The organism is Halorientalis sp. IM1011 (assembly GCF_001989615.1).
In the GTDB taxonomy this organism is placed as follows: Archaea; Halobacteriota; Halobacteria; order Halobacteriales; family Haloarculaceae; genus Halorientalis.
Map to the genome: position 1 here is coordinate 2,378,629 of NZ_CP019067.1, position 26,170 is coordinate 2,404,798.

Sequence of the window (26,170 nt, forward strand, 5' to 3'; positions counted from 1 at the left end):
GGGCCACCGCTGCCCGGTTGGCACGACACACCGGACCATGATTCGTCGCTGCCGTGCTGGTTACTGTGTTCGAAAACGCGACCTGCGAGTGTTCTCGCGTCTTGTTTGCGGGATACTTGGTGAGTGATTTCCTGGTTTTCAGTTTTGAACACCGGGCGGAAACTTTTTTGCTACCGTTCACCACTTCCTACAGTGAGTGGATAGGTTTGGGCGAAACAACAGTCCTCATCGTCGACGACGAGTCCGCTGTCACGGACGTGTACGCGGCACACCTGCAGGACGAGTACGATGTCCGGACGGCGTACAGTGGATCGGAGGCGCTCGAGAAACTCGACGACGATGTCGACGCCGTGTTGCTCGATCGCAGAATGCCGGGGATGTCGGGGGACGAAGTCCTCGAACACATCCGCGAGGAGGGGTACGACTGTCGGGTCGCGATGGTGACAGCCGTCGATCCCGACTTCGATATCCTCGATATGGGTTTCGACGAGTACGTCGTCAAGCCCGTCTCGCGGGACGATCTCTACGATACGGTCGAACAGCTCCTGACGTACTCGACGTACGACGACACGTTCCAGAAGTACTTCTCACTGGTCTCGAAGCGGGCGGCCCTCGAAACGTCGAAGAGCCGGTCGGCGCTAGAGACCAACGAGGAGTACCAGGAGCTGACCGAGCAGATCGAAGAACTCGAAGCCAACCTCGACGACGCGGTCGGTGACCTCGAAGAAGACGAGTTCGGCGCGCTCTTCCGGATGCCGGAACCCGACCTCGACTCGATGGATTCGCCGTCACAGCCGTAGAGTGGCCCACACATGGCCTGGCAATACACTCCGTTTGCACTCCTCTATACAGGTGTCGCCGTAGCCGTTGCCGGGCTGGGCACGTGGGTGTACCGCAACCGGATGACGGCCGGGTCGGGACCGCTGGCCGGGCTGCTCGCCGCGACCTCGTTCTGGACGCTCTGTGCGGGGCTGGAACTTGCCCGGACGGACGCCTTCGGCCAGCGAGTACTCGGGAACGCGACGTATCTCGCCATCGCGACGCTCCCGATCCTGTTTCTGTACTTCGCGGAGTCGTATTCCGGCCACGAGACGCCGCTGACGCGGTACGGGCCGATCCCGCTTTTCGTACTCCCGGCGATCACGCAACTGCTCATCTGGACCAACCCGGTCCATCACCTCATGTGGCAGCGGTCCGAGCTGTTTCAGGCCGGCCCCGTCGCGACTCCGTCGGTACTCGCGGGGTCGTGGTTCGCCGTCCACACGGTCTACTCCTACACCATCCTCGTCGTCGGCTCGTATCTCCTCGTGCGGATGCTCGTCGTCTCGGAGAACGTCTACCGGGGACAGGCCGTGGCGATCCTCGTCGGGACCTTCACGCCCTGGGTCGCAAACGCGCTGTATCTCGGGGACGTCGTCTCGTTCCCCTTCGATCCCACGCCGGCCGCCTTCTCGGTCACTGCGGCGGCGTTCGTGCTCGCCATCTATCGCCACCGGCTGCTGGAGATGGTGCCGGTCGCCCGCGAGGTCGCTCGGGACGAACTGATGGACAACCTCGTCGAGGCCGTGTTCGTCCTCGACGACGACCGGCGGATCATCGACTACAACCAGCGCGCGGTCCGCATCGTCGACGATACCGACGACTCGCTGGTCGGCCGACCGGTCGCTGAAGTGTGTCCTGATCTGGCGGACGTACTTGTGGACGCGGATACCGTCGAGTCCGATAGCGACGCCGTCAGGACGGAACTGGCGCTGCGACGCGACGGGAAGCTCCGGTACTACGACGTCCAGGTGACGGTGCTGCGGCGCGCTGGCGGGCTCCTGACTGGGCATCTCCTCTCCCTTCGGGACGTGACCGAGCGCAGACAGCGCGAACAGCGGCTGAACGTCCTCAATCGGGCGCTCCGGCACGACCTGCGCAACGAGGCCAACGTCGTGCTGGGCTACGCGGAACTGGGCAAGCAGAACAACCCCGAGGCCGAGTGGGTCGACGCCATCGAGAATCACATCTCGGGGCTGATCGACCTGAGCGAGAAGGCCCGCCAGCTCGAACAGGCGCTGGACAGCGAACACGTCGAATCCCGCCGGCTCGACGCCGTCGACGTGATCGAGACCGTCGTCGACGAGTGCGAGGCCGACCGGCCGGACGTGAGCATCGAGACCGACCTCCCGGAGTGCGCACACGTCTCGGCCATCGAATTCTTCGCCGACGCCGTGGAGAACGCCGTGGAGAACGCCATCGAACACAACGACAACCCGGAGCCGCTGATCGAGGTCGCCGTCTCCGCGTGGGTCGAAGACGACGCGGTCGCCATCGAGATCGTCGACAACGGGCCGGGCATCCACGAGGAGGAGCGCGCCGTCCTCTTGCGCGGTCGGGAGACCCAGCTCCAGCACATCAGCGGCCTCGGCCTCTGGATCATCAACTGGATCGTCACGGAGTCCGGTGGCACCGTCCAGTTCGAGGAGAACGACCCGCGGGGGTCGATCGTGACGATCCGGCTCCCGGAAGCCGACGGCGAACCGGACGAACAGGAGGCCGCCGAGGCCCTCGGCGAAAGAGCCGGCAGTGACGGGACGGAGCGGGACGCCGACGACGCAGGCCCCGCGGTCGGCTCGCAGGCCCAGGACGCACACAGCTGATACTATTCGACTGAGACTGTGTCGAGAGGCGACGGCGAGAACGAAGCGCAGTCGGGACCCCGGAACCGACGGTGACGGATCTCGACCTGACTGGGGTCGAGTTCCGCCTCAGTCGTCGCTCAGCACGCTGTCGGCGACGGGCTGGCCGGTGTCGTCGGTCGGGGCCTCGGCGGCCGACTGGTTGCGGAGTTTCGCCACCACGTCGGAGGCGAAGATGGCCGTCCCGAGGATGATCAGCGTGTCACCCGGGAGGCGTGCCCAGAACAGCGTCTGGATCAGTTCGCTGTTGTAGAAGGCCAGACTCCGGCCGGCGTCGTAGCTCGCCGTGAAGATCGCTTCCAGCTGGAGGAAGCCCACGGGGAGGACGGAGACGAACACCATCAGCGCCAGGCCGATGTTCCACAGCCAGAACGACCAGCGCAGTCGGCGGCCGGACCAGGCCGAACTCCGGGTGGTGAGCCGGAGCATGTAGACGGCCATGCCGATGGCGAGGAAACCGAACGCGCCGAACATCGCCGCGTGGGCGTGGCCGACGGTGAGGTAGGTGCCGTGTTCGTAGTAGTTGATCAGCGGGAGGTTGATGAAGAAGCCCAGCACCCCGGCCCCGACGAAGTTCCACACCCCGCTCGCGACGATGAACATGAACGGGAGCGTGTAGGGGAACCCCTCGCCGGAGGTGACCATGACGCGGTACTGGCCCAGCGCCTCGTAGAGGATGAACACGAGCGGGATGAGTTCGAGCGTCGAGAAGGCGCTGCCGACCGGGACCCAGATGTCGGGCTGGCCGACCCACCAGTAATGGTGGGAGACGCCGATGACGCCCGTCCCCATCACGAACAGGGCCTGGAACATGACCGCCTTCTCGGCGCTCTTTTTCTCCAGCAGGTTCATGCTCACCAGCACGAGGCCGACGATGGCGACGATGAAGAACTCGAAGGCCCCCTCGACCCACATGTGGACGACCCACCAGCGCCAGAACTCCGTGACGACGATGTTGGTCTGGGGGGTGTAGAACATCCCGGCGGTGAAGAGCAGGGCGATCGAGCCGCCGGCGTAGAGGATCATGTGAGCCAGTCCGAAGGGCTGTTCGCGGCGCAGGAGCGGGCGGAACCCGCGCCAGACCAGCGCCGCCCAGATGCCGAAGCCGGCGAGCAGACCGACCTGCCAGAGCCGGCCGACCTCGAGGTATTCGAGCCCCTCGTTGCCGACGATCCACCAGAGTGCGCCGTCGATGTATCCCTGTGCGCCGAGCCAGATGCCCGCGAGGCCGCCGACGGCGACCACGACGAGCGCCACGAGCAGGCCGTTGACGTAGCGGGCCTGGTTGTCCGGCTCGTAGCCGGTCAGCAGGGCCGGCAGGAAGATGCCGGCCCCGAGCCACAGCGTCGCGATCCAGAGGATCCCCAGGTCGATGTGCCAGGTCTTGGCCAGCGCGAAGGGGAGCCACTGGAGGATCTCGAAGCCGAAGAGCTCACCGAGACCGAAGAAGGCGTCGCGCTCGATGTAGAAGTGCGCCAGTAACCCGCCCAGTAACACCTGGGCCAGGAACAGCAGGGCCCCGATGGCGATAAACCGGGTCGCGGCGATCTGGCTGGGGAGGATCGTGATGTCGTCCGGATCGGGGATGGTGACCCCTTCAGTTTCGGGTTCGGTGAGGTCGACCGCCCGGTAGAGCCAGATGGCCCCGCCGGCACCGGCGACGAGCAACACCATGGCGATGACGCTCCAGGTCATCGCGCTGGCGGGCGGCTGGTTGCCCGCACCGGGGGCGTAGGGCCACTCGTTGGTGAAGGAGTTCTCACCGTTCGGGCGGTCGGTGTGGGCGACCCAGGCGGTCCACATGGCGAAGTCGGCGAACTGCCGGGCGCGCTCCTCGGAGTCGATCATGTCCGCGGGGACGCCGCGGTGGGGCTCGCCCTCGTGGTAGCGCTGGACGTACTCCCCGCGGACCTGCTCGTGGGCGTACAGTTCGGCCGCGGAGTACCGGACGACGTCGCTGCCGGACTCACTCTTTTCGAGTTCCGACTGCACCGTGGCGTTGACCGACGCCCGGTCGCCGGCGGAGAGGTTCGCGTAGGACGCGTTGTGTCTCTCCTGTGCGTAGTACTCACGCATGTGCCGGACCTTCAGGTCCAGCGCGTCGGCGGTGTAGTCGGGGCCGTAGTACGCGCCGTTCCCGAGGATCGACCCGTGATTCATCAGTCCGTCCGACTGGAAGACGGTCTTGCCCGTCTGGACCTGGTCTTTGGTCGTGATCTGCTCGCCGTCGGGACCGACGACTTCCTGCGGGATCGGCGGCGCGTTGGTGGTGGAGTACCACGCACCCGCGCCCATGACGACGAGGTTGAACACGAAGGCGACGACCAGTGCCATCGCGAGGTGCTTTCGCGTGACTTGCATACAGACGGTCGTCGTTCCAGCGGAGGTATGAAGGGTCGACGGCAGTCCAAGAATCTGCGAACCCGGGCGAACCCGTTCGGGAAAACAGGGACGACGGCGGGACTCCTCACGTCTCGCAGGCCCTGATTCTCGCGTCGCAATGGTGGTCCGTCAAAAACGGTCGTTTTCGAAAGCCCTAACGAAGGTTCGGTACTAAGGAAGGCCCAATGAGTCAGCAACTGCCGGACGTCCAGGCGACCAGTCCGGACGTGTCCGTCGGACTGAATCGCGTCGGGGTCACCGGCGTCGAGAAGCTCGTGAAGCTCGGCCGGGCCGACGACCGACCGATCGTCCTCATGGCCGAGTTCGACGTGTTCGTCGACCTGCCGTCCTGGCGGAAGGGTGCTGACATGTCCCGGAACATGGAGGTCATCGACGAGACCCTCGAGGCGGCGGTCGCCGAGGAGGTTCACCGCGTCGAGGACGTCTGCGGCGACGCCGCAGAGCGGCTGATCGACAAACACGAGTACACCACCAAGGCCGAAGTCACGATGGAGGCCGAGTACGTCACCCGCGAGCGGACGCCCGAGTCCGACCGGCCCACCCAGTCGACGGCCGACATCATCGCCTCCGCGACGGCCACCGACGAGGGAACCCACGAGGAGATCGGCGCTCGCGTCACCGGCATGACCGTCTGTCCCTGCTCGCAGGGCATGAGCACGTCCCGCGCCCGCGAGACCCTGCGCGGACTGGACGTTGAAGACGAGGTCATCGACGAGTTCCTCGAAGAAGTCCCCCAGCCGGGCCACTCACAGCGGGGTCACGCCACGCTGACCGTCGAGAGCGAGGGCGCGCCCGAGGCCGATCTCAACGACATCATCCGGATCGCCCGCGACTCGATGAGCGCCCGCATCTACAACCTCGCGAAGCGTCCCGACGAGGACCACATGACCTACGAGTCCCACAAGGACGCCAAGTTCGTCGAGGACTGCGTGCGCGCGATGGCCGAAGGGGTCGTCGAGGAGTTCCCGGATCTCCCCGACGACGCCATCGTGACGATGAAACAGTCCAACGACGAGTCGATCCACCAGCATAACGCCCACGCCGAGCGGGTGGCGGAACTCGCGGATCTGCGGACGGAAGTGAACGGAAACTAGCGTTCGCGCGAACGAAGTGAGCGCGATTCATGGACCGCGAGGCGGAGTCGAGTGGTCCGTTTTTTCGCCCACGTTTTTGCGCCGAGAGGTCGCCGGAGGCGACCCGAGGCGGAAAAAGGTGGAGTGCAACGCCCACGCCGAGCGGGTGGCGGAGCTGGCCGACCTGCGAGCAGAAGTCAACGGCGAGGAGTAGCATCCGCGGCGCGAAGCGCCGCGGTTCACCGGACGCGAGCCGACGGCTCGCGTCCGGCCTTTTTCGCCCACGTTTTTCGACGAGCGGTGGCCGGAGGCCACCCGAGGAGAAAAAGGTGGAGGTGCTAAAGGGTGAGCGGCTCCGCGTCCTCCCACCGGGGATCGAACTCCGAGCGGACGTTGGCGGCGAACTCACGATCCTTGAGGTCGATCACGGCGAAGGTCTCGTCGGCGTTGAGCGGGTGCGGGACCTCGATACACACCTCTGCGTTGTCGATGAGCTCGAAGGTGCCCGAGACGTTGGGCGAGGTGCGCACGGAGAACCGCTCGTGACGGGCCAGATGGGAGCGGTAGCGTTCGCCGACGCTCTCGGGCAGTTCGTTGACCAGTTCGGGGCGCATCAACAGAGAGACGTCGACGCCTCGATCGAGCGCGTTCCCGAGTTCCTCGACGATCAGGTCGCCGACGGTGTCCATGTCGAACTGCTGGGACGACGAGGAGGCGACCATGATGATCCGCTCGTCGGCGGCCGCCAGGCGCTCCACGAGGAGGTCGACGGTCTCGTCGGGGCCGACGGCGGCCGTCCAGAACGTCTCCTCGACGGGTTCGGCGCTCTCGAGTTCGCCGACGAGTTCGTCGACGATCCCCTCGTACTGCTGGGCCTTCTCCTCGAGTTCCCGCTTTTTGTCCTCCAGCAGCCTGTCCAGTGCGGTCTGGGGTTCGACGGCGACGTACTTTTTCGGCCGGCTCGCGCTCTGACTCCGGACGAGGTTGTAGGTCTCGATGCTGTTGAGAACGTCGTAGATGCGGCCCATCGGCACGTCGCTTACCCGGGACAACTCTTTGGCCGTTGTGGGCCCCGTCTTCAGCAACGCACGGTAGGCTCGGGCCTCGTACTCCGACAACCCGAGGTCTCTCAGACTTGCCATTGTGAGGCAGTCGAACGCCGGGGATATAAACGCACCGCAGGTTTACCGCAGTGGTTTATGAACCTGTCGCCAGTTCAGCCAGCCCGTCCGGCGTTTTCGCCGTCCCCGTAACTTCGCCGTCGTCGACGACTTCCGCGTCGCCGTCGAGGTCCTCTGCGGCCGGCACGACGACGGCCTCGTGGTCCGCGACCCGGAGCGCGGCGCGGTGGAGGTCGCTCCCGGCGGGCGCGCCGACGCGGAAGACCCGGAGCGACTGGAGCCGTGAGGCGACCGTGGCGTAACTGGCCACCTCGACGCCCATGCGCTCGGCCGCGCCGGCGAAGGCCGCGATCGCCTCGCGGGCCCGCTCGCAGTAGCGGTCCTCGCCCGTGAGCGCCGCCAGATCGACCAGCGCGTCGGCCAGTTCGACGTTCGTGTCGAGGGGGTAGAGCGGCTGATCCAGCAGGCCGGGGCCCTCGGCGGTCCCGTCGCGGAACGCACCATCGTCGTCCTGGAGTTCGTCGAGCGCGTAGTCGGCGACCGCCGTGGCCGCGTCGCCGTACTCGCCGGTGACCTGCCAGGCCGTCGTCAGGCCCTGCAGGACGCCGGTCTGGTCGGCGAGCAGTCCGGACTCGCCCGTCTCCTCGCCGGTGCGGTAGTGGGTCACTTCGCCGTCTTCGACCAGGTCGTCGAGGACGTGATCGAGCGCTCGCTCGGCGTACCGGCGGGCCGGTTCGTCGTCCGTGTACGCGTGGAGCGCGAGCAACGCGCCCGCGGCCATCCCGTTGCGGTCCGCCAGCACTGTCTCGTCGACGCTCGGCGGGTCGGCGGCCTCGCGGTCGGTCGGACTCATACGGTAGTACTCGTCGTCGCCGGCCTGACTGGCGGCGAAGGCGTCGCCGGTCCAGAGGTCCGTCGTGAGATACTCGACGGTCGACTCGGCGGTATCCCGATACGAGTCCTCGCCGGTGTAGCGGTACGCGCGGGCGAACGCCCGGACCAGCGCGGCGTTCTCGTCGAGCAGTTTCTCTCGATGGGGCTCGCTCCAGTCCCGCCCCGTCGCGAAACGGTAGAAGCCGCCGTCGTAGGTGTCCAGCAGGTGCGTCTGGATCGCCTCCAGCGTCCGGGTGGCCTGGTCGCGGTCCCGGACCAGCGCGAACTCCACGGTTCTGGGCAGCGGGAACTTCGCGTCCGACCCCCAGCCCCCGAACTCGTCGTCGAAAGCCCCGAGCAGTTGCTCGACCATGTGCTCCTCGATGCGGGCACGGACCTCGCCGCTCGGGGGCGTCCCGTCCCGGAGCGCGCGGGGGACGCGGCCGGCCTCCTCACCCTTGCCGTCCCAGGTGCGTCGCACGGAGTCCAGAATCTCGCGGAAGCCGTCGACGCCGAGGTAGCCCGCACCGGTCAGGATGTCGCCTTCAGGGGTACAGAAGACAGTCGAGGGGAACCCGCCCATGTTGTAGCGCTCGCGGATCCGGGGGTGTCGGTCCACGTCGACTCGCACCGGCACGAACCCGTCGTTGATGTTGGCCGCGATGCGTGGCTCGGTGTAGGTGGTCGCGTCCATCTCGTGGCAGTGGGTACACCAGGGGGCCGACAGCGAGAGCAACACGGGCTTTTTCGCCCGCGCGGCCTCGTCGAAGGCGTCCTGGCCCCACTCGCGCCACTCGACGTTGGTCCGCGCCGCGGAATCGTCCATACCGAGCCGTAGCGATTGCCGAACAAGTATCCTGCGTCCCACGCCCGTCGAAATCCGGCCGGAAGCGGTTCTATTTTGAGTCCCGGGCCGCTATGGCCCCTATGCTCCGCATCATCGGGCTGCTCCTGCTCATCCCGCTTTTGGACATCATGCTGTTGTTCCTGGTTGCGGGCTGGATCGGGCCCCTCTACACCGTCGCCCTGGTCGTCCTCACCGCGCTGATCGGGATGCTCCTGGTCCGGGCCGAGGGCCGCCACACCCTCCGGAAGATCCAGGGCAAACTCGCCCAGGGCGAGCCCCCGACCGACGAACTCATCGACGGCGGCCTGCTGCTGGTTTCCGGCGCGATGTTGCTGACGCCCGGTATCGTCACCGACCTCGTGGGTCTCGTGCTGGTCGTGCCGGTCACGCGCTATCCGGTCCGACTGGCCGCCAAGAAGTGGGTCGTCACGCCCTACGTCGACGCCAAGACCAGCGGCTTCGCCACCGGCAACGTCTACGTCGGCGGCTTCCCCGGCGGCGAGGGGCAGGGCCAGCCCGGCCCGGGACAGTCCGGACAGGGTTCCCAGGACACCTACGACGTGGACAGCGACTCCTACGACGTGGACGACGACTCCAAATAGCGGGTGTGAACGCCCGCCACCCTCTCGGTGAAAAGAAACGCTTAACATAGGCAGGGCGGAACACTCTGATGCGCTCACCTGGGCCAATAGCTCAGTCAGGTTGAGCGCTCGGCTGATAACCGGGAGGTCCACGGTTCAAATCCGTGTTGGCCCACTTTTCGATCGATTCAACTGTTCTATAGCCGAATCTACGTCCTCGTGGTACGAGATAGAGAGCGGTCGTCGGCCTTATATTCACGACACTCGAACTGAAATCCGTGTCGTCGGACGAGTACCTCCGTCGGACAGCGATCACCCGACTCTCGGTGACCGCCGAGGACGAGCGCTTGCTCCGCGATACTGTGGACGCGTGGCGGCGTGGCTGCCAGATCGGGGTCGAAAAGGCCTGGAATCGGTGCCACGACAAATCCGACGTCCAATCGCTGGCCTACGACGAGATTCGCGACCGGACCACCCTCGGAAGTCAGCACACGATTCTCGCCACGCATCAGGCTGCGGAAAACATCCGATCCTGTCGGTCACGTCGCGAGAACGGTCGGAAGGCGTCCAAACCCATCTACACGAGTCCGACGGTCAGGTACGACTCGCGGACGATGACAGTCTTCGAGGAAGACGAGCAAGTGTCGCTCACGGTGGCCGGCAAACACTCCCGCGTACGCTGTGACCTCGTGCTGCCCGAAGACGAGGACGGCTACCAGCGACAGTATCTCGACGGCCAGTGGGAGCCGACCGAGAGTACACTCCACTACCGGGACGGTGACTGGTTCCTCCACCTTGGATTTCGGAAACTCAGGCCCGACACCGAGCAGACGACGACCGAGAACGGAACGGTTCTCGGCGTCGACCTCGGTGTCGAACAGATCGCCGTCACCAGTACCGCCCGGTTCTTTTCGGCCGGTGAATTGAACCACCGACGCCGCGAGTTCGAGCGCGTCCGCGGTGGTCTCCAGAAGTGTGGCTCCCGGAGCGCGCACCGTACCCTGGAAACCGTCAGTGGCCGTGAGGACGAGTTCGTGAAACACGTCCTCCACAGCGTGGCGAACGGAATCGTCGCCGAAGCCCGTCGTTTCGAATGCGATGGAATCGTTTTCGAGGAGTTATCCGGTATTCGAACTCGACTCCCGAACGTAGCCTGGCACGCCGAGTGGGCCTTCGAACGGCTCTACGCGTACGTCGAGTACAAGGCAGAAGCGGCAGGGCTGTTCGTCGATACTGTCGATCCCAGGAATACTTCGCGGCGGTGTGCCGAGTGTGGCCACGTCGACGAGGCGAACCGTCCCAGCAGAGAGACCTTCGAGTGCGAGGTCTGTGGGAACCGGAATCACGCCGACTACAATGCGGCCAAGAACGTGGCTGCGGCGTATCTCCGTCGGGAGCAACAGTCCTCCCGGCGGAGGGGTGTCAGTCGATACGCCCTGAAGTCCGGGACTGTCAGCGAACGCAACGGGTTCGCTCCATACGAGTCCACGGACAAGTCGCCCAATCCTGAAGCTACCTCGTCAGGGTGAGTCGGTGGCGCGACAGTCGACATCCGGTTTGGCCCTTCGTGACGGACGGATAGCTTTTCGTGCCTGCCCTCCGTCTGCCGAGTGCGATGATCGTCGTACACGCGAGTTTCCCCATCGATCCCGAGTACCGAGAGGAAGCACTGGCCGAGATCGAGGACCTGGCCGAGCAGTCCCGCGCCGAGGACGGCATGCTCGACTACCGGGCGACGACCGACGTGGAGGACGAGAACGTCGTTCGATTCGTCGAACGGTACGAGGACGAGGACGCCTTCGCGGCCCACTCCAAGACCGACCACTTCACCGAGTTCCTCACGGCCCTGAGCGACTGGCTCGCCGGTGACCCCGAGATCCTCCGGTTCGAGGTCGACTCGATGAGCGAAGTGGAACTCTGAACGCCGAGCGGACCTCTCTTATAAAATCCGCTTCACGTCCGTACGAATTTATATACTATAGAGTGAGGTACACGGTGACACGATGCGTGATTCGGGTGGTTCGGGGTCGGGGGCCCCGGACCGACGGGGAGCGGACCGTACAGGGGAACTGAATCGACGGCGATTCGTGCAGGCGGCGGCCATCTCGGGGCTCACGGCGGGCCTTGCCAGCGGCACGGCGACCGGAAAGTCCGGAGCGGACGCGGGCGGACCGCTGACCGCGGGGGTCGCAAAACGCGACATCACACCGGACAACGGTGGCTCCTTCTTCGGATACGTCCGTCCGGATATCCGCGCGGAGGGCGTGGCGATCCGGCTGTTCGCGCACGCCTTGGTGCTCTCCGACGGCGAGCGGAAGGTCGCGCTCGTCTCGGCGGATCTGGGGAAGCCGGCGGTCCGGGACGCGGTGATCGAGCACGTCCGGCCGCTGGGATTCGACCGCGACTCGGTCCTCTTCGCGGCGACCCACACCCACGCTGGCCCGAACTCGCCGGGCGACTGGATCGCCGGGCAGATCGGCGACGCCATCGCAGCGGCCGACGCGAACCGCCGGCCTGCACGGGCGGGCTGGGCCACCGGGACGGTCGAGGCGGGCAACTGGAACCGCTCCATCGAGGCTCACCTCGCGAACTTCGGCCTCGATATTCCGATCGGGGAGGGATCGCCCGAGGATCACCCGATCGACCCGGATCGGGCGCGAGATACCACGGTCAGGATGCTCCGCGTCGAGGGGACAGACGGCACGCCGATCTGCGCGTGGACGCTGTTCGGGAACCACCCGACCGCGTTCACGCCGTCGAACACGACCTTCTCGGCGGACTTCCCGGGCGTCGCGCGCCAGTGGTTCGCGGATCGGTTCGACGGCGACGCGCCGACGACCGTCTACACGACCGGGCGCGTCGGCGACCAAATTCCCCGCTACGACGACTACGGCCAGTACGCGGTCGCCGAGCGGACAGCCATCCGCACCGAGCGGGCGATGTGGGACGCCTGGCAGTCGGCCGGGGGTGACCTCTCACGAAATCTGTCAGTCGGTGGTCGCGCGACGCACGACGAGTACCGTGGGCAGGAGGTCGAACCCGGCAAGCCGGTTGACGACGACGCCGTCGTCGGGGTGCCGACACTGGACGGCGGGGAGAACGGGCCGACGCCGTTCTCGGGGCTGGAACTGGAGGGGAAACGCCGCCCGGAGTGGCTGGCCGACGACGTGCATGGGCGAAAGCTCCCGCTCGCGCCCGCGCCGTACTCGACGGACGTGGAGGTGCAGGCGATGCGCGTCGGTGACCAGTTGCTCGTGACGGTGCCCGGCGAGCCGACCGTCGAGATGGGCCGGCGGATGCGGGGAGCGGCAGCCGAGGTCGCACCCGACGCCGTCGACGACGTTGCGGTGGTCGGCATCGCCAACGGGTACAACGGCTACTTCACGACGCCCGAGGAGTACAACAAACAGGACTACGAGGGTGGCAACACCGCCTTCGGCCAGTACACCTCCCTGTTGATCCGCAACCGCCAGCGCGACCTCGCCGCCGACATCGCGGCGGGGCTGGGCGACCCGGCCGAACCCAGCGGATCGCGACCCTCGATCCCCAACGCCCCCGTCGGGGGCGGTGACGCCGACGGCGAGATTACCGACCAGCCGGCCCGAACCGTCGAGCGGATGGACGTGGTCACGCTGGACTGGGCGGGCGGCTGGTCCGGGAAGGACCGCCCGGTCGGCCAGCCGTTCGTCCTGCTGGAACGGGAGTCTGGGAGCGGGTGGGAGACGGTCACCTCGGATCTGGGCCTCGGCTTCGTCTGGACGGAGTGGTTCGGCGACTACACCGTCCGCTACGACGTGCCGCCCGATCTCCCCACCGGAACCTACCGGCTCCGGGTGAACGCCGAGAAGTACGAACTGACCAACCGAAGGTTCGATATCGCACCCTCGACCGGCCTTCGAGTCCGGGGCGTCCGCGCCGAGAACGCCGGCCCCGGCGCCGAGCCGACGCGGTTGACCGTCGTCGCGCAGAACCCGCCGCCGGACCCCGAGGAGAACCTGCGCGTGCGTCCGGTCCAGCCCACGGGTGGGACGGTGACGATCGAGGTCGGCGGCGAGGCCCACGAAGCTCAGTGGGACGGCGACGCCGAGGGCTGGGTCGCCACGGTCGAGGGAGTCGGCGCGGGCGACACCGTGACCGTCCCGGAGAACGGGCTTGTCGACGGCCTCGGCAACCGGAGCGGTGCGGCGGTGGACCTGACGGTGGGGTCGGTCGCGACGCTGGACTGGCCCGAGACGATGGGTACCGGTGGGGGCGACCCGCCCGGACTGTTCGGGATCGGGACGTTCCCGACCTGACCGGATCGAGTGGGTCGCAACCAACCCACAACTATTCTATCCCGGGCGGTCCACCGATTGGGCATGACCGATATCGAGGTCACGCGCGAAGACGACTACGCGACGGTGACGATCAGCAACCCCGACCGGAAAAACGCCATCAGCGCCGAGGCGTCCGGGGAGATGGCCGACGAACTCCGTGCGCTGGAACACGACGCCGGGATTCGGGCGGTCGTCGTCCAGGGCGACGGCGACGCCTTCTGTTCCGGGATCGACCTCTCGGGCGGGATGGACGGCAAGGGCGTGATCGAGGAACTCGAGACCGGGCTCAACGCCATCGCGGTCGCGCTCCTGCGGATGGAAAAGCCCACCATCGCCGTCGTCCGCGGCGTCGCCGTGGGCGCGGGGGCGTCGCTGGCGACGGCCTGTGACTTCGTCTACGCCCGCGACGACGCCGTCTTCGGCTGGGGCTTTACCGACATCGGCCTCGCGCCCGACACCGGCGCGACCTACGTCCTGCCGCGACTCGTGGGCGTTCGCCGGGCGCTCGATCTCTTGATCACCGCGCGCCGCGTCGACGCCGAGGAGGCGGTCGACATGGGCATCGCCACGGAGACCTTCAGCGAGGACGAGTTCGAGGACACGGTGGCCGAGCGGATCGCCACCCTCGCATCGCGGCCGACCCTGGCGGTCGGCGAGACCAAGCGCCTGGTCCAGCGCAACACCCATCGCTCGATGGAGGAGGCGCTCCGCGCGGAGGCCCGCGCACAGGATCGGATCTTCGAGACCGAGGACTTCGCCGAGGGCGTCGGCGCGTTCTTCGAGGGCCGCGAACCCGAATTTCAGGGGCGCTGACTACTCCCCATCGTGAGCGGCTCGGACGGCCGCGACGAGTTCGTCCCGATCTTCGCTGAAGTGCAGGTGCGCTGGACAGTCACAGTCCGATGCGCCGAAGCCGTCGACGGCCACCTCGCCGGTCTCGGCGATCGCCTCGGCGACGGCACACTCGATCTCGGCCTCGGGCGACCGGGCCACCGTTTCGATTCGAGCGGCGGTGTCGCCCAGCAGGTAATCGACGTGCCAGTGACGCGTCTCGCGCTCGCCGGCGGCCATTTCGTGGTGGCGGTCGACGCGACCGAACCCGCCGGGCCCGAACGCGCTGCCGGTGTAGGCGTAGGAGCCGGCGGGCAGTTCGTGTCGTCCGAGCGAGCCGACCGTAAGCGTCTCCGGTTCCGGAAGGTTGACCACTATAGTGTACGTTCCTCCGACCACGCCGGGACTTCACCTCGCGCCCAAATCGACCTTCCGGATGTGGCCACCCGCGTTTACGGTGTCACTTGCTACCATAAATGGGTTTAAATACGGGAGGCACTAACCCAGGGTGAAGGCCACCCCCGGCTTTCGATGCAAATCATGCAGGGACAATCCCAACAGCAGGCCTACGACCGGGGAATCACGATCTTCTCCCCGGACGGACGCCTCTATCAGGTCGAGTACGCCCGTGAGGCCGTCAAGCGCGGCACCGCAAGCGTCGGTGTTCGCACCGAGGACGGCGTCGTCCTCGCGGCCGACACGCGGGTCCGCTCTCCGCTCTTAGAGCGTGAGAGCGTCGAGAAGCTGCACAAGATCGACGATCACATCGGTATCGCCAGCGCCGGCCACGTCGCCGACGCCCGTCAGCTGATCGACTTCGCGCGCCGCGACGCGCAGGTCAACCAGCTCCGGTACGACGAGGCCATCGGCGTGGAGTCGCTGACGAAAGACATCACCGACCAGATCCAGCAGTACACCCAGACGGGCGGTGCGCGCCCGTTCGGCGTCGCGCTGATCGTCGGCGGGATCGAGAACGGCGAACCGCGCCTGTTCGAGACCGACCCGTCGGGGACGCCCTACGAGTGGCAGGCACTCGCCGTGGGCGGCAACCGCGAGGACCTCATCGACTTCTTCGAGGAGGAGTACCGCGAGGATCTCGATCTCGACGGCGGGATCGATCTGGCCCTCAGGGGCCTCGACACCGTCGGCGAGGAGGGCGTCGATCCCGAAGGGGTCGCCCTCGGGACCATCGACGTCGAGACCGAGCAGTACCGCCGCCACGAGACCGAGGAGATCGAAGGGTACGTCGAGGAGATCGACACCGGAGGTGACGAGGAATGAACGATATGAACCCAGCGGGCGGCCCGCCGACTCTGGAAGAGGGGCTGCAGAACCCCTACGAGCCGGAACTCGGCCAGCTGCCCAACACGACCGAGAAGGACAACGAGAAGGTCAACGAGACCGGGACAACCACTATCGGCATCGCCACCGAGAACGGCGTCGTCGTGGCGACCGACCGCCGCGCGTCGCTGGGCGGCCGCTTCGTCTCGAACAAGAACGTCCAGAAGGTCGAGCAGATCCACCCGACCGCGGCGCTGACGCTGGTCGGCTCCGTCGGCGGTGCCCAGTCGTTCATCCGCTCGCTGCGCGCGGAAGTCAACCTCTACGAGGCCCGTCGCGGCGAGGACATCAGCATGTCCGCGCTGGCGACGCTCGCGGGGAACTTCGCCCGCGGCGGCCCCTTCTTCGCGATCAACCCGATCCTCGGGGGCGTCGACGAGGAGGGCAGTCACGTCTTCAGCATCGACCCCGCCGGCGGGGTCATGGAAGACGACTACACGGTCACCGGCTCCGGCCTCACGGTCGCGTACGGGACCCTGGAGAGCCAGTACGAGGACGACATGTCGATGGACGAGGCGACGACGGTCGCCGCCGACGCGGTCAGCGCGGCCGCCGAGCGCGACACCGGTTCCGGTAACGGACTCGTCATCGCCGAAGTCACCGAGGAAGACGTCGAAATCGACACCTACGAGTACGACGACCTGCTGTAGGTCGCCGGCTTTTCTTTCACGGGCGCCGGCTCAGGGCCAGAGGCCGCGGTAGCCGTGGGCCTCGGTCAACCGCGTCAGGGCGACGATGTAGGCCGCGTCCCGCCAGGTCACGTCGCGGGACTCGACTTCAGCCCGCACGTCGTCCCACGCCGACAGCATCTCCGTCTCGAGTTCACGCTGGACCTCCTCGAGCGACCACGCCCGGCGGTTGATGTCCTGAAGCCACTCGAAGTAGCTGACCGTGACGCCGCCGGCGTTGGCCAGGATGTCCGGAACGACGGGGATATCGCGTTCGGCGAGGATCGCGTCCGCCGCGAAGGTCGTGGGGCCGTTGGCCCCCTCGACGACGAGGTCCGCCCTGATCTCGTCGGCGTTGGCTTCGGTGATGACGTCCCCGATAGCGGCCGGGATCAACACGTCCACGTCCAGGGTGAGCAGGTCCTCGTTGGATATCGGGTCGGAGGCGTACTCGGTCACCGCCTCGGGTTCCTCGTCGTGTTCCGGAATCGCGTGCGGGTCGATACCGTCGGGGTCGTACGCCGCGCCGTTGACGTCGCTGACGGCCACGACGGTCGCCCCCCAGTCGTCGAGCAGCCGCGCGGCGTTGGCCCCGACGCTCCCGAACCCCTGCACGGCGACGGTGGTCTCCGAGAGCGGATAGTCGTAGTACTTACACGCCTCACGGGCGATGATGGCGACGCTGCGCCCCGGCGCTGCCTCGCGGCCGTAACTGCCGCCGATCACCGGGGGTTTGCCGGTCACGACGCCGGGGATCACCTCGCCCTGCTGCATGCTGTAGGCGTCCATGATCCAGGACATCGTCTGGGCGCTGGTCCCCATATCCGGCGCGGGGATGTCCCGTTTAGGGCCGATGAAGTCGCGGATCTCCTGGGTAAACCGTCTCGTGAGCTGCTCGTTCTCCGCATCGCTCAGCTCCTTGGGGTCGACGACGACGCCGCCCTTCGCCCCGCCGAAGGGGAGGTTCATCACCGCACACTTCCATGTCATCCACATCGACAGGCCGATACACTCCTCCCGTGTGACCCCCGGATGGTAGCGGAGCCCGCCCTTGTAGGGGCCGCGTACGCTGTCGTGGTGGGCGCGATAGCCGGTGAACACGCCCAGCGAGCCGTCGTCCCGCTCTATCGGGACCGTGACCTCGTGGACCGCGGTGGGGTGTTTGAGTCGCTCGATGAAGTTCGGATCGACATCGAGGTGGGTCGCGGCGTGTTCGAGCTGTCGCCGTGCAGTCGTCAGTGCCGATTCCGACTGGGGCTCAGCGGCGGCCGCCGCGTCGTAGTCGTCGGTCTCGGCTGGGGGATCTGATGACATTGGTGGAAGGAGAGCCGCTCACTCGAGCGAAAACGCGCGGTTCTGGAACGCTCCCGACTGCCCGCAGCCCGGACACTCGCTCGGTTTCCGGTCTGCCGATACGATCGTCCCACAGAGCAAACACTCGTACGTCGGGGTCGTCTCGTCGTCGGTCTGAAGATCGTACATACACTCGTCGTTGGATCTGTGGTTATATAGTATTAACCACATTATGGTATATTATTCCATATAAGGTAGTAGCGAGGTTGTTCCGGCAGCTATCGCCGGTCGGTAGCCCACTATCGTCCGGTTCGTCAGTCTTCACGCCCGTTTCGCGGCACGTACGACCGGCCACCTCGTCGGCCGAGCAGCCACTCTCGGCGGGAGAGTCGCCGTTCGACGCCGTCTTCGCGGGCCACGGCGAGGCGCTGTTCGGTCGTCTGGAAGTAGTTGACCACCGCGACCAGCACGACGCCGCCCAGCGTGTTCCCGAGCAACACCGGCAGGACGAACTCAGAGAGTCCGGTGAGTAGGCCGATCCGATCCCCGACGGTCAGGTAGACCACTTCGGTGAACGAGACGACGACGTGAAAGAGGTTGCCGGTCGGGATGGCGAGGAAGGCAACGTAAACCAGGACGACCCGGGAGATGGCGTCCCGGACGGCGTAGACGAGCCACACGACGCCCGCGACGATCAGCCCGGCGAACGCGCCCTTGAACAGGAGATCCCAGAACGGGGTCTCGATGCCCTCGGTCGCGATGGCCGTCGCCGCGGCGGCGGCCTCCGGCGGGAAGACGCCGGTGGTCGAGAGGACGACGCCGCCGAGACCGCCGCCGGTGAAGTTGCCGGCCAGGACGACGGCCCAGGTCCAGAACAGGCGGGGGAAACTCGCCAACCGTTCCAGGACGAGCACCACCGGCGGCAGCGTGTTCTCGGTGTACAGCTGGTAGCCGCCGACGACGATGAAGACGAACCCCAGCGGGTACAACACGGCGCTCCCGATCGGGTCGCCGCCGGTCGAAGCGGTCAGCGACGCGTACAGCAGAAAGGTGAGCGTGATGGCAAAACCCGCCGCGAGCCCGCTGAAGAACAGTTTTCGAGCGCCGGTCGTCGCCTCCACGTCCGCCGCGGCGATGATCCGCTGGAACACCTCGTGGGTCTCGAACCTGTCAGGGACGACCGCGCCCGCCGCCGGCGCGCCCGGTCCCGCGTGCCCGTCGGACTTCGTGGAGTCGCTCCATTCGTCGGCGCCGGCGGTCGATCCGTCCGATCCGGTCGTGGAGTCTCGCATCCGGGCCTACATCTACGCCGGCCGAAAAAACGCCTCCCTTTCCGTGAGTACCCCGCAACCGCTCGGCAGTTAGACCCCGGGTGGATCCCCCTCGCCGATCCGGATCTCGTGGGCTTCCACGTCCTCGACGGCGGCGACCTGTCCGCCGACCTCGACGGGGCCGTCGTCGGTCTCGACGACCAGCGTCGCGGTCTGGCGGCCGGCACCGAAGGCGGCCTGATCGACTTTCCCGTCGATCTTCCGGTGGTCGCCGGTCAGCACGTCCCGGCCCTCGATGGAGGCGTAGAACTCCCCCTCGGCGGTCCGGAGGTCGGAGATGCACCGCCGGATCGTGGCGTACCGGCGCGGGAACGGCCGGTCGTCGGCCCCCTCGGCGACGGTCTCGGCGGTCGTCCAGAGGACGGTGTTGAGAAAGCCCGAGACCAGAAACCCCAGTTCCGACCGGTTGAAGATCACGCCGTAGCGGTCCCGGTCGCCCTGCAGCGCGTCCTGCGTGGCGTAGATGGAGTAGTTCCCGTCGGCGATGGCGACGACGGGGGTGGTGATGCCGCGACGTGCTCGCACCGTCGTGGCCACGTCGAGGTAGTCGAACTCGTCGGCGTCGGGAACGTCGGCGGCCGGCGACAGCAGGAGTTCGATGGCGACGCCGGCCGCCTGCTGGGCGCGCAGGTCGTCGGCGAACCGGTCCAAGAGTTCGGGATCGAGCGAGAGGATCAGTTCGTACTCGGCGGTGTCGATGATCTCCTCGAGATAGCGCAGAATCGTCGAGCGGGACTTGATCAGCGAGACGGCTTCCGTGTCCCGGGCGGGGGCGGTGTACCGCGCCGAGAGCCCGTCGACGAGGTCGTCCAGCGAGGACTGGAAGTCGGCGAACGCCTCCTGGGGGTCGACCGCGAGCACGCGCATCGGGCGAGACTCCTGGAGTTCCACGAGGCCGAGGTCGGCCAGGTCGCGGACGGTGTCGTAGACGCGGGGCTGGGGGATGTCCGTCCGGTCGGCGATCTCCGAGGCCGTCAGTTGCCCGTGTTCCAGAATCGTCAGGTAGGCCGCCGACTCGTACTCGCCGAAGTCGAACCGCTGGGCGACCCGCGAGAGCGTCGCGTGGAGGTCCTCCTCGCTCATTGTCCCCCCAGATGCCGACGATCCAAATCAGTGTGTCCCTTCAATCGTCGTTCCCGACGCGGATGACCTGCACGAGCGAGTACACCGGGACGCCCTCGATATCCGAGACGCCCTGCTTGTCGACGAGGACGACGCAGGCGACGGGTTCGCCGCCCTCCTCGCGGATCGCCTGCACCGTCTCGGTCATGGTCGTGCCGCTGGTGATGGTGTCGTCGACGACGTAGCACTCCCGGTCGCGGATGCCGGCGAAGTTCCGGGAGAAGGTCCCGCCGAGGTCGGCCATGTCGTCGTCGTCCCACTGGTGTTTCCGGGGGGCGTAGGTCGCCAGATCGGTGTCGAGTTCCCGCGCGACGGCCGTCGCCAGCGGTGCGCCGGCCTTCTCGATCCCGATAGTGAGGTCGACGTCCTCGCCCTGCTTCGAGAGGAGGTCGGCCATCGCCGCGCCGGCGTGCCACAGCCGGTTGGAGTCGCGGCCGATGGCGCTCCAGTCGACGTGGATGTCCTCGGGACCGCCGTTGTTCTCCCGCTTGGCGCTCGGCGTCTGTGGCCCGTCGCTGCGCTCGACCAGCCAGCTCGCGGTCTCGCGGGAGACGTTCAGCTCGTCGGCGATCTCGCCCTTCGAGAGGCCCCGCTCGGCCAGCTCCGCCGCGCTGGTCATCAGGTCGTCGATGTTCTTCATACCCGATCAGTTGTCCGCCGTCGGTAATGGCCTTTTCCCGTTCCCGATCGCTCCCGCTTTCGGGGCCCCGCAGTCTTTTGCCCGTCGCCGGCCCAGTGGGGACATGGAGCGTTACGACCAGCTGTACCGGCTGTTCGACGAGTTCGACACCGGACAGTTGCGGGCCTACCAGGACTTCGTCGACCTGTTCCCGCCGGTGGACTCCCGGGTCGCCCTCGAACACTGGCAAAACGCCAGCGAGGAACTCGCCGCGGGGAAAGACGAGATCCGCGAGGCCTTCCCCGCGACCGGCGAGACCTTCGCCGACATCGCCGCGACCGCTACCCGCGAACAGGCCTTCACCGCGCTGGATCTGCTGGCCAGGTACGACCGCGCGGTCAACGCCCTCGTGCTGGACGTCGACGAGACCCTCCGCTCGGCCGGCCGGACCGACAACGAGATTCCCCGAGATACGTTGCACCTCCTGACGGAGTTCCACGAGGCCGGCGTCCCCATCGTGGTCTGTACCGGCCAGACCCTGGAGAACGTCAAGGGCTTCCTGATCCAGGGGCTGGGCAACGAACTCGTCCACTCCGGGGACGTGAGCGTCGTCTACGAGGCCGGGACGGGCGTGTTCACGCCCGGTCACGGCGGCGACACCAAACAACTGCTGTACGAGGACCTCGACGCGGAGATCCGGACCGTCTTCGGGGGCGTCCGCTCGCGTGTCCTCTCGGACGCCCCCGAGGCCCTCCGGCGTGGCTGTCACCTCCAGGGCAACGAGTTCAACGTCACGATGAAGCCAAACTTCGAGACCGGGAGTCCCCGCGCCCGCGAGGTGATCGACGACGCGCTCTGTTACATGCTCGATCTGCTCGGTGACGCCGTTCTGCGGGAAGTCGATCTCGACGCCGACGCCGCCGACGATACCGCAGACGCCGTCGATGCCGACGCGAACTCCGACACCGCCGCCGCGTGGGCGAGAGCCTACTACGCCGCACAGGATCCCGAGATCCGGACGGTGCTGGAGGGTGAGGGCGGAACGGCCGACGCCGACCCCGAGGACGTGCCCGAGGCGGTCGCCGCCGTGTTCGACCGGATCGACGTGGCATACTACGAGGCCGACGCAGCCGAGATCGGGAGCCTCGAACTCAACAAGGTCGCCGGGGTCGAGGCCGCCTTCGACGTGCTGGGGATCGACGAGCCCTTCTGTGTGGTGATGGGCGATTCGAAGAGCGACCTCCGGGTGATGGAGTGGGTCGCGGAGAACGACATCGGGCTCGCGGCCGCGCCCGAACACGCCTCCCGGGACGTACTGGACCACGTGATGGGGACCGACGAACTCGTCTTCGATCCCGGCGACGCGACCGACGTGCTGGCGACGATCTACGCGCTAAATCGGCTAGCGAGGATAGAGTCCTGAGAGCCGTAATACTTTAGCGGTAATACCGGTTAGGTACGACTATGACGCGGGTCACCGAGAAGGGTCAGGTCACGATTCCGAAGTCGATCCGAGAGGAACTCGGCATCAGACCCGGCGATGAGATCACCTTCGTCGAGACCGAGGAAGGCTACGTCGTCAGGAAGGACGTCGACGAGTCACGCTTCGAGAAGTGGCGGGGCGTGGCCGACACGGACCACACTGTGGACGAACGCATGGACGAACTTCGCGAGACGCGATGACGACCGTTGTAGACACGAGCGCTCTGCTTGCACTACTCTATCCCGACGATGCGCACAACCAGCGGGCGAAAAGGGCTCTCGTGGCGGCCGACGAAGCCGGGAAAATCGTGATCAATCCCGTCGTGTACGCCGAGCTCGCCGCCGACGACACGTTCGAGGACCGAGACGCACTCGATTACTTCCTCGACGATACCGGCATCGCGGTCGAATCCATTACCCGCGACACCGCGGCACGCGCTGGCGAGTGCTTCCAGACGTACCTGTCCCGTAGAGGTGAGAAGCTACAATGTTCGACCTGCGGAAGAGAGACCACTTTCGAGTGTCCGGACTGCGAATCGTCGATCACCGCGCGCCAGCACGTCGCCGCGGACTTTCTGATCGGCGCACACGCCGAAACCGCCGGTACCCTGCTCACTTTCGACGGCGGCTTCTTCCGGGATTACTTCGACGTCGAGATGCTACAGATAGAAGAGTAGTGAAATCAGGCCGAGCCGCTCACTTTCTCGTGTTCGGAGGTCAGGTGGAACTCCAGGGAGTCGCCGGGGTGGAGGGCCGTGTCGGCGGTGACCGGATCGTGGTTCGTGTCGGGATTTCGGACTGCGATCACGTCCGAGCGCAGGCGGTTCCCGTCGAGCATCCCGCTCGCGACCTGGGACCCGTACAGGTCCGCGAGTCTGTCGATTACCTCGTGTACCGTCTCCCCCTCCCGGACGCCGACGTGTGCCTCCTGGGCCCCGACCCGCGCCGCGAGCGAGCGGCTGATTTCGATGTCGCACATGGTTACTCGTATCTACTGGCTCCACCGACAAAAAGTTAACTCACTCTCGAAAAAGATACTCGACGAACCGGGGGAAGGGCTTACCCGCTCGGGCGTGGAGGGGGAGACGATGGCAGATCCGACCGCCGGGAGCGCGGATCCGCTCCCTCTGTACGGTGTCGTTCCGCCGACCGTCACGGCCTTCGACGCCGACGAGTCGGTCGACCTCGACGCGACCGCGGCCCACGCCCGCTTCGTCGTCGACGCTGGCTGTCACGGCGTCTTCCCGCTCGGAACCAACGGCGAGTTCCCGCTGTTGACCGGCGAGGAACGCCGCCGCGTGGTCGAGACCGTCGTCGACGAGATCGAGAGCGTCCCCGTGGTCCCCGGGGTGGGCGCGCCGAGCACGCACGAGACGGTCGCCAACGCCGAGCACGCGGCCGACGCGGGTGCGGACGGCGTCATCGTCGTCACGCCGTACTACTACCCGCTCGACGACGCGGCGGCCGTCGACCACTACCGGCGGGTCGCCGAGGCCGTCGACGTGCCGGTCTACGTCTACCACATCCCCTCCCGCACGGGCAACGCGCTCTCGCTGTCCGCGCTCGATCGAATCGCCGAAATCGACGGCATCGCGGGGCTGAAGGATTCCAGCAAGGACGTGCCCTGGCTCGGACAGGCCGTCGACCGCCACCCCGAGTTGAGTTTTCTTGTGGGGTCGGACTCGCTTCTGTTCCCCGGCCTCGAAATCGGTTGTTCCGGGCTGGTGAGCGCCGTCGCCAACGCCTTCCCCGAACTCGTCGTCGACCTCTACGAGGCGTACGCAGCGGGCGACGAGGACCGCGCCCGCGACCTCCAGAGCCGGGTGTACGACGTACGGGCGGCGATGAAACGCGGGCCGTACATGGCCGGCGTCAAGACCGCACTCTCCCTGCGGGACCTCGATTTCGACGTGGGTCCGCTCCGGCGACCGCTCCGCCGGATGGACGAGGACGACCGGGCGGCCCTGGAGTCGGACCTCGCCGACCTCGACCTCCCGTAAGACCGGAAAGCTTGATGGCGTTGCCCGAGCCAGTGCGAGGCATGCTGGGGTCGCTCGCTCGGCTGATCGACACGCCGACGGTCGTCGTCCTGTTGCTGGTCGGGGCCGTGATCGTGGTCGCGACCGGCGTCCAGTCGAACCCGACCCTCCAGGTGCTCGGCGGGTTCGTCGCCGTGCTGGTGGTCGTCGTCGCCCTCCTCGTCCTCTTTTTCGTCTTCATCAAGCGACTCAACGAGGACATCGACTCCGACCGGCACGACCTCCGCCGGCAACTCGACGACCTCGTCGAGGACGACGAGGAGTGAGCGCCCCCGCGTTTTAGGACTCCCGCGTGGAACGGAGTCCATGGGAATCGACTACGAGAGCCTCCGGGATCCCAACGCCGAGTACACCATGCGGGACCTCTCGGCCGAGACGATGGGCGTCCGGGCGAAACGCGGCGGCGGCCGCGACGTGGAGATCACCGACGTCCAGACGACGATGGTCGACGGCAACTTCCCGTGGACGCTCGTCCGCGTCTACACCGACGCCGGGGTCGCCGGCACCGGCGAGGCCTACTGGGGCGCGGGCGTCCCCGAGCTGATCGCGCGGATGAAACCCTTCCTCGTCGGGGAGAACCCCCTCGACATCGACCGGCTCTACGAACACCTGATCCAGAAGATGTCCGGCGAGGGCTCGGTCGAGGGCGTCACCGTCACCGCCGTCGCGGGAATCGAGGTCGCGCTACACGACCTCGCGGGGAAGATCCTCGAACTCCCGGCCTACCAGTTGCTCGGCGGCAAATACCGGGATTCGATGCGAGTCTACTGCGACTGCCACACCGAGGAAGAGGCCGACCCGGAGGCCTGCGCCGACGAGGCCGAACGCGTCGTCGAGGAGTTGGGCTACGACGCCCTGAAATTCGATCTGGACGTGCCCAGCGGCCTCGAGAAGGATCGCGCCAACCGTCACCTCCGGCCCGGTGAGATCCGCCACAAGACCGAGATCGTCGAGCAGGTCACCGAGCGCGTCCTCGACCGGGCCGACGTGGCCTTCGACTGCCACTGGACCTTCTCGGGCAACTCCGCCGAACGGCTGGCCGACGCCATCGAGGAGTTCGACGTGTGGTGGCTCGAAGATCCCGTCCCGCCCGAGAATCTCGAGGTACAGGAGCGGGTCACCCGGTCGACGACGACCCCGATCGCGGTCGGGGAGAACCGGTACCGCGTGACCGAACTCCGCCGGCTGGTCGAACGCGGGGCCGTCGACATCGTCGCCCCGGACCTGCCGAAGGTCGGTGGCATGCGCGAGACCCGGAAGATCGCCGACGTGGCCAACCAGCACTACGTCCCAGTCGCGATGCACAACGTCGCCTCGCCCGTCGCCACCGTCGCCGCTGCCCACGTAGGAACCGCGATCCCGAACGCGCTGGCCGTCGAGTTCCACTCCTACGAACTGGACTGGTGGGATGATCTGGTCGAGGGGCCGGTGATCGAGGACGGGGAGATCGAGGTCCCGGAGGAGCCGGGACTCGGGATCACGCTCGATATGGACGCCGTGGCCGAGCACATGGTCGACGGGGAGGAACTCTTTGACCCGGCGTGACCGC

25 protein-coding genes, 1 tRNA gene and 1 pseudogene are annotated in these 26,170 nt (G+C 66.8%); 17 read left to right on the forward strand and 10 right to left on the reverse strand.

The genetic code is table 11. From position 1 onward, the window contains the following. Positions 1–206: 206 nt before the first annotated feature. Entirely contained in the window at positions 207–800 is a 594-nt protein-coding gene (locus BV210_RS12205; protein ID WP_077206908.1) for a HalX domain-containing protein, read from the forward strand. Positions 801–812: 12 nt separating this feature from the next. Next, positions 813–2,642 (forward strand): histidine kinase N-terminal 7TM domain-containing protein, encoded by a 1,830-nt coding sequence (locus BV210_RS12210; protein ID WP_077206909.1) that lies wholly within the window; start codon positions 813–815, stop codon positions 2,640–2,642. Positions 2,643–2,750: 108 nt separating this feature from the next. On the opposite strand, the gene BV210_RS12215 is transcribed toward BV210_RS12210, so the two are convergent. Continuing rightward, positions 2,751–5,042, reverse strand: a complete 2,292-nt coding sequence (locus BV210_RS12215; protein ID WP_077206910.1) for a nitric-oxide reductase large subunit — start codon at positions 5,040–5,042, stop codon at positions 2,751–2,753. A gap of 206 nt (positions 5,043–5,248) precedes the next feature. On the opposite strand from BV210_RS12215, the gene mptA reads away from it, so the two are divergent. Further along, the gene (gene mptA, locus BV210_RS12220; RefSeq protein ID WP_077206911.1) at positions 5,249–6,178 is read left to right on the forward strand and encodes a GTP cyclohydrolase MptA; all 930 of its coding nucleotides are present in this window, start codon (positions 5,249–5,251) and stop codon (positions 6,176–6,178) included. 317 nt (positions 6,179–6,495) lie between these two features. Here mptA and BV210_RS12225 read toward each other — a convergent pair whose 3' ends face one another. Together BV210_RS12225 and BV210_RS12230 are read right to left on the reverse strand one after the other, a co-directional pair. After that, positions 6,496–7,299, reverse strand: a complete 804-nt coding sequence (locus BV210_RS12225; RefSeq protein ID WP_077206912.1) for a TrmB family transcriptional regulator — start codon at positions 7,297–7,299, stop codon at positions 6,496–6,498. Positions 7,300–7,354: 55 nt separating this feature from the next. After that, positions 7,355–8,977 carry a DUF255 domain-containing protein gene (locus BV210_RS12230; protein WP_077206913.1) on the reverse strand — a complete coding sequence of 541 codons (1,623 nt, stop codon included), beginning with the start codon at positions 8,975–8,977 and terminating at the stop codon, positions 7,355–7,357. Between the two features lie 101 nt (positions 8,978–9,078). Here BV210_RS12230 and BV210_RS12235 point away from each other — a divergent pair, with 101 nt between their 5' ends. From BV210_RS12235 to BV210_RS12260, 6 genes are all read left to right on the forward strand, one after another. Continuing rightward, on the forward strand, positions 9,079–9,600 hold the full coding sequence (locus BV210_RS12235) for an FxsA family protein (protein ID WP_077206914.1): 522 nt from the start codon (positions 9,079–9,081) through the stop codon (positions 9,598–9,600). 80 nt (positions 9,601–9,680) lie between these two features. Further along, positions 9,681–9,754: transfer RNA gene (locus BV210_RS12240), tRNA-Ile, on the forward strand. 103 nt (positions 9,755–9,857) lie between these two features. Then, positions 9,858–11,108, forward strand: a complete 1,251-nt coding sequence (locus BV210_RS12245; protein ID WP_077206915.1) for an RNA-guided endonuclease TnpB family protein — start codon at positions 9,858–9,860, stop codon at positions 11,106–11,108. Positions 11,109–11,194: 86 nt separating this feature from the next. After that, a complete protein-coding gene (locus BV210_RS12250; RefSeq protein ID WP_077206916.1) occupies positions 11,195–11,500 on the forward strand; it encodes a putative quinol monooxygenase in 306 nt (101 codons plus the stop codon). A gap of 166 nt (positions 11,501–11,666) precedes the next feature. After that, entirely contained in the window at positions 11,667–13,874 is a 2,208-nt protein-coding gene (locus BV210_RS12255; RefSeq protein WP_077206917.1) for a neutral/alkaline non-lysosomal ceramidase N-terminal domain-containing protein, read from the forward strand. A 63-nt stretch (positions 13,875–13,937) separates the two neighbouring features. After that, a complete protein-coding gene (locus BV210_RS12260) occupies positions 13,938–14,708 on the forward strand; it encodes an enoyl-CoA hydratase/isomerase family protein (RefSeq protein ID WP_077206918.1) in 771 nt (256 codons plus the stop codon). Here BV210_RS12260 and BV210_RS12265 read toward each other — a convergent pair whose 3' ends face one another. Next, a complete protein-coding gene (locus BV210_RS12265; RefSeq protein WP_077206919.1) occupies positions 14,709–15,125 on the reverse strand; it encodes a DUF123 domain-containing protein in 417 nt (138 codons plus the stop codon). Between the two features lie 141 nt (positions 15,126–15,266). On the opposite strand from BV210_RS12265, the gene psmA reads away from it, so the two are divergent. Both psmA and psmB read left to right on the forward strand, forming a co-directional pair. After that, positions 15,267–16,007, forward strand: a complete 741-nt coding sequence (psmA, locus tag BV210_RS12270) for an archaeal proteasome endopeptidase complex subunit alpha (RefSeq protein ID WP_077206920.1) — start codon at positions 15,267–15,269, stop codon at positions 16,005–16,007. After that, complete coding sequence (psmB, locus tag BV210_RS12275) at positions 16,004–16,717, forward strand: archaeal proteasome endopeptidase complex subunit beta (RefSeq protein WP_077206921.1); 714 nt, start codon at positions 16,004–16,006, stop codon at positions 16,715–16,717. Before psmA ends, psmB begins: the two co-directional genes overlap by 4 nt. Positions 16,718–16,747: 30 nt before the next feature. Here the strand turns inward: psmB and gdhB are convergent, their stop codons facing one another. The 5 genes and pseudogenes from gdhB to gfcR all read right to left on the reverse strand — a co-directional run bounded on the left by gdhB (position 16,748) and on the right by gfcR (position 21,121). Next, positions 16,748–18,049 (reverse strand): glutamate dehydrogenase GdhB, encoded by a 1,302-nt coding sequence (gene gdhB / locus BV210_RS12280; protein ID WP_077206922.1) that lies wholly within the window; start codon positions 18,047–18,049, stop codon positions 16,748–16,750. An 18-nt stretch (positions 18,050–18,067) separates the two neighbouring features. Further along, positions 18,068–18,217: a rubrerythrin-like domain-containing protein gene (locus tag BV210_RS19925; RefSeq protein ID WP_157526003.1), complete on the reverse strand. Its 150-nt coding sequence runs from the start codon at positions 18,215–18,217 to the stop codon at positions 18,068–18,070. Between the two features lie 146 nt (positions 18,218–18,363). Further along, a pseudogene (locus BV210_RS12285) lies at positions 18,364–19,320 on the reverse strand (formate/nitrite transporter family protein); the annotation flags it as partial. A gap of 69 nt (positions 19,321–19,389) precedes the next feature. Then, positions 19,390–20,442: an HTH-type sugar sensing transcriptional regulator TrmB gene (gene trmB, locus BV210_RS12290; RefSeq protein ID WP_077206923.1), complete on the reverse strand. Its 1,053-nt coding sequence runs from the start codon at positions 20,440–20,442 to the stop codon at positions 19,390–19,392. Positions 20,443–20,482: 40 nt separating this feature from the next. After that, on the reverse strand, positions 20,483–21,121 hold the full coding sequence (gene gfcR / locus BV210_RS12295) for a transcriptional regulator GfcR (RefSeq protein WP_077206924.1): 639 nt from the start codon (positions 21,119–21,121) through the stop codon (positions 20,483–20,485). Between the two features lie 103 nt (positions 21,122–21,224). Between gfcR and BV210_RS12300 the strand changes: the two genes are divergently transcribed. From BV210_RS12300 to BV210_RS12310, 3 genes are read left to right on the forward strand one after another with little or no spacing between them, the layout of a single operon-like run. Continuing rightward, positions 21,225–22,523, forward strand: a complete 1,299-nt coding sequence (locus tag BV210_RS12300) for an HAD family hydrolase (RefSeq protein WP_077206925.1) — start codon at positions 21,225–21,227, stop codon at positions 22,521–22,523. Positions 22,524–22,564: 41 nt separating this feature from the next. Then, positions 22,565–22,783: an AbrB/MazE/SpoVT family DNA-binding domain-containing protein gene (locus BV210_RS12305; protein WP_077206926.1), complete on the forward strand. Its 219-nt coding sequence runs from the start codon at positions 22,565–22,567 to the stop codon at positions 22,781–22,783. Continuing rightward, a complete protein-coding gene (locus tag BV210_RS12310; RefSeq protein WP_077206927.1) occupies positions 22,780–23,259 on the forward strand; it encodes a type II toxin-antitoxin system VapC family toxin in 480 nt (159 codons plus the stop codon). Before BV210_RS12305 ends, BV210_RS12310 begins: the two co-directional genes overlap by 4 nt. 5 nt (positions 23,260–23,264) lie before the next feature. Here BV210_RS12310 and BV210_RS12315 read toward each other — a convergent pair whose 3' ends face one another. Next, positions 23,265–23,561, reverse strand: a complete 297-nt coding sequence (locus BV210_RS12315; RefSeq protein WP_077206928.1) for a MoaD/ThiS family protein — start codon at positions 23,559–23,561, stop codon at positions 23,265–23,267. A gap of 109 nt (positions 23,562–23,670) precedes the next feature. On the opposite strand from BV210_RS12315, the gene BV210_RS12320 reads away from it, so the two are divergent. Genes BV210_RS12320 through BV210_RS12330 form a run of 3 tightly spaced genes read left to right on the forward strand, consistent with a single transcriptional unit; the run spans position 23,671 to position 26,166 of the window. After that, a complete protein-coding gene (locus BV210_RS12320; RefSeq protein WP_077206929.1) occupies positions 23,671–24,582 on the forward strand; it encodes a dihydrodipicolinate synthase family protein in 912 nt (303 codons plus the stop codon). Between the two features lie 41 nt (positions 24,583–24,623). After that, on the forward strand, positions 24,624–24,887 hold the full coding sequence (locus BV210_RS12325; RefSeq protein WP_077206930.1) for a hypothetical protein: 264 nt from the start codon (positions 24,624–24,626) through the stop codon (positions 24,885–24,887). Between the two features lie 40 nt (positions 24,888–24,927). Beyond that, positions 24,928–26,166 (forward strand): mandelate racemase/muconate lactonizing enzyme family protein, encoded by a 1,239-nt coding sequence (locus BV210_RS12330; protein WP_077206931.1) that lies wholly within the window; start codon positions 24,928–24,930, stop codon positions 26,164–26,166. The last annotated feature ends 4 nt before the right edge of the window (positions 26,167–26,170 follow it).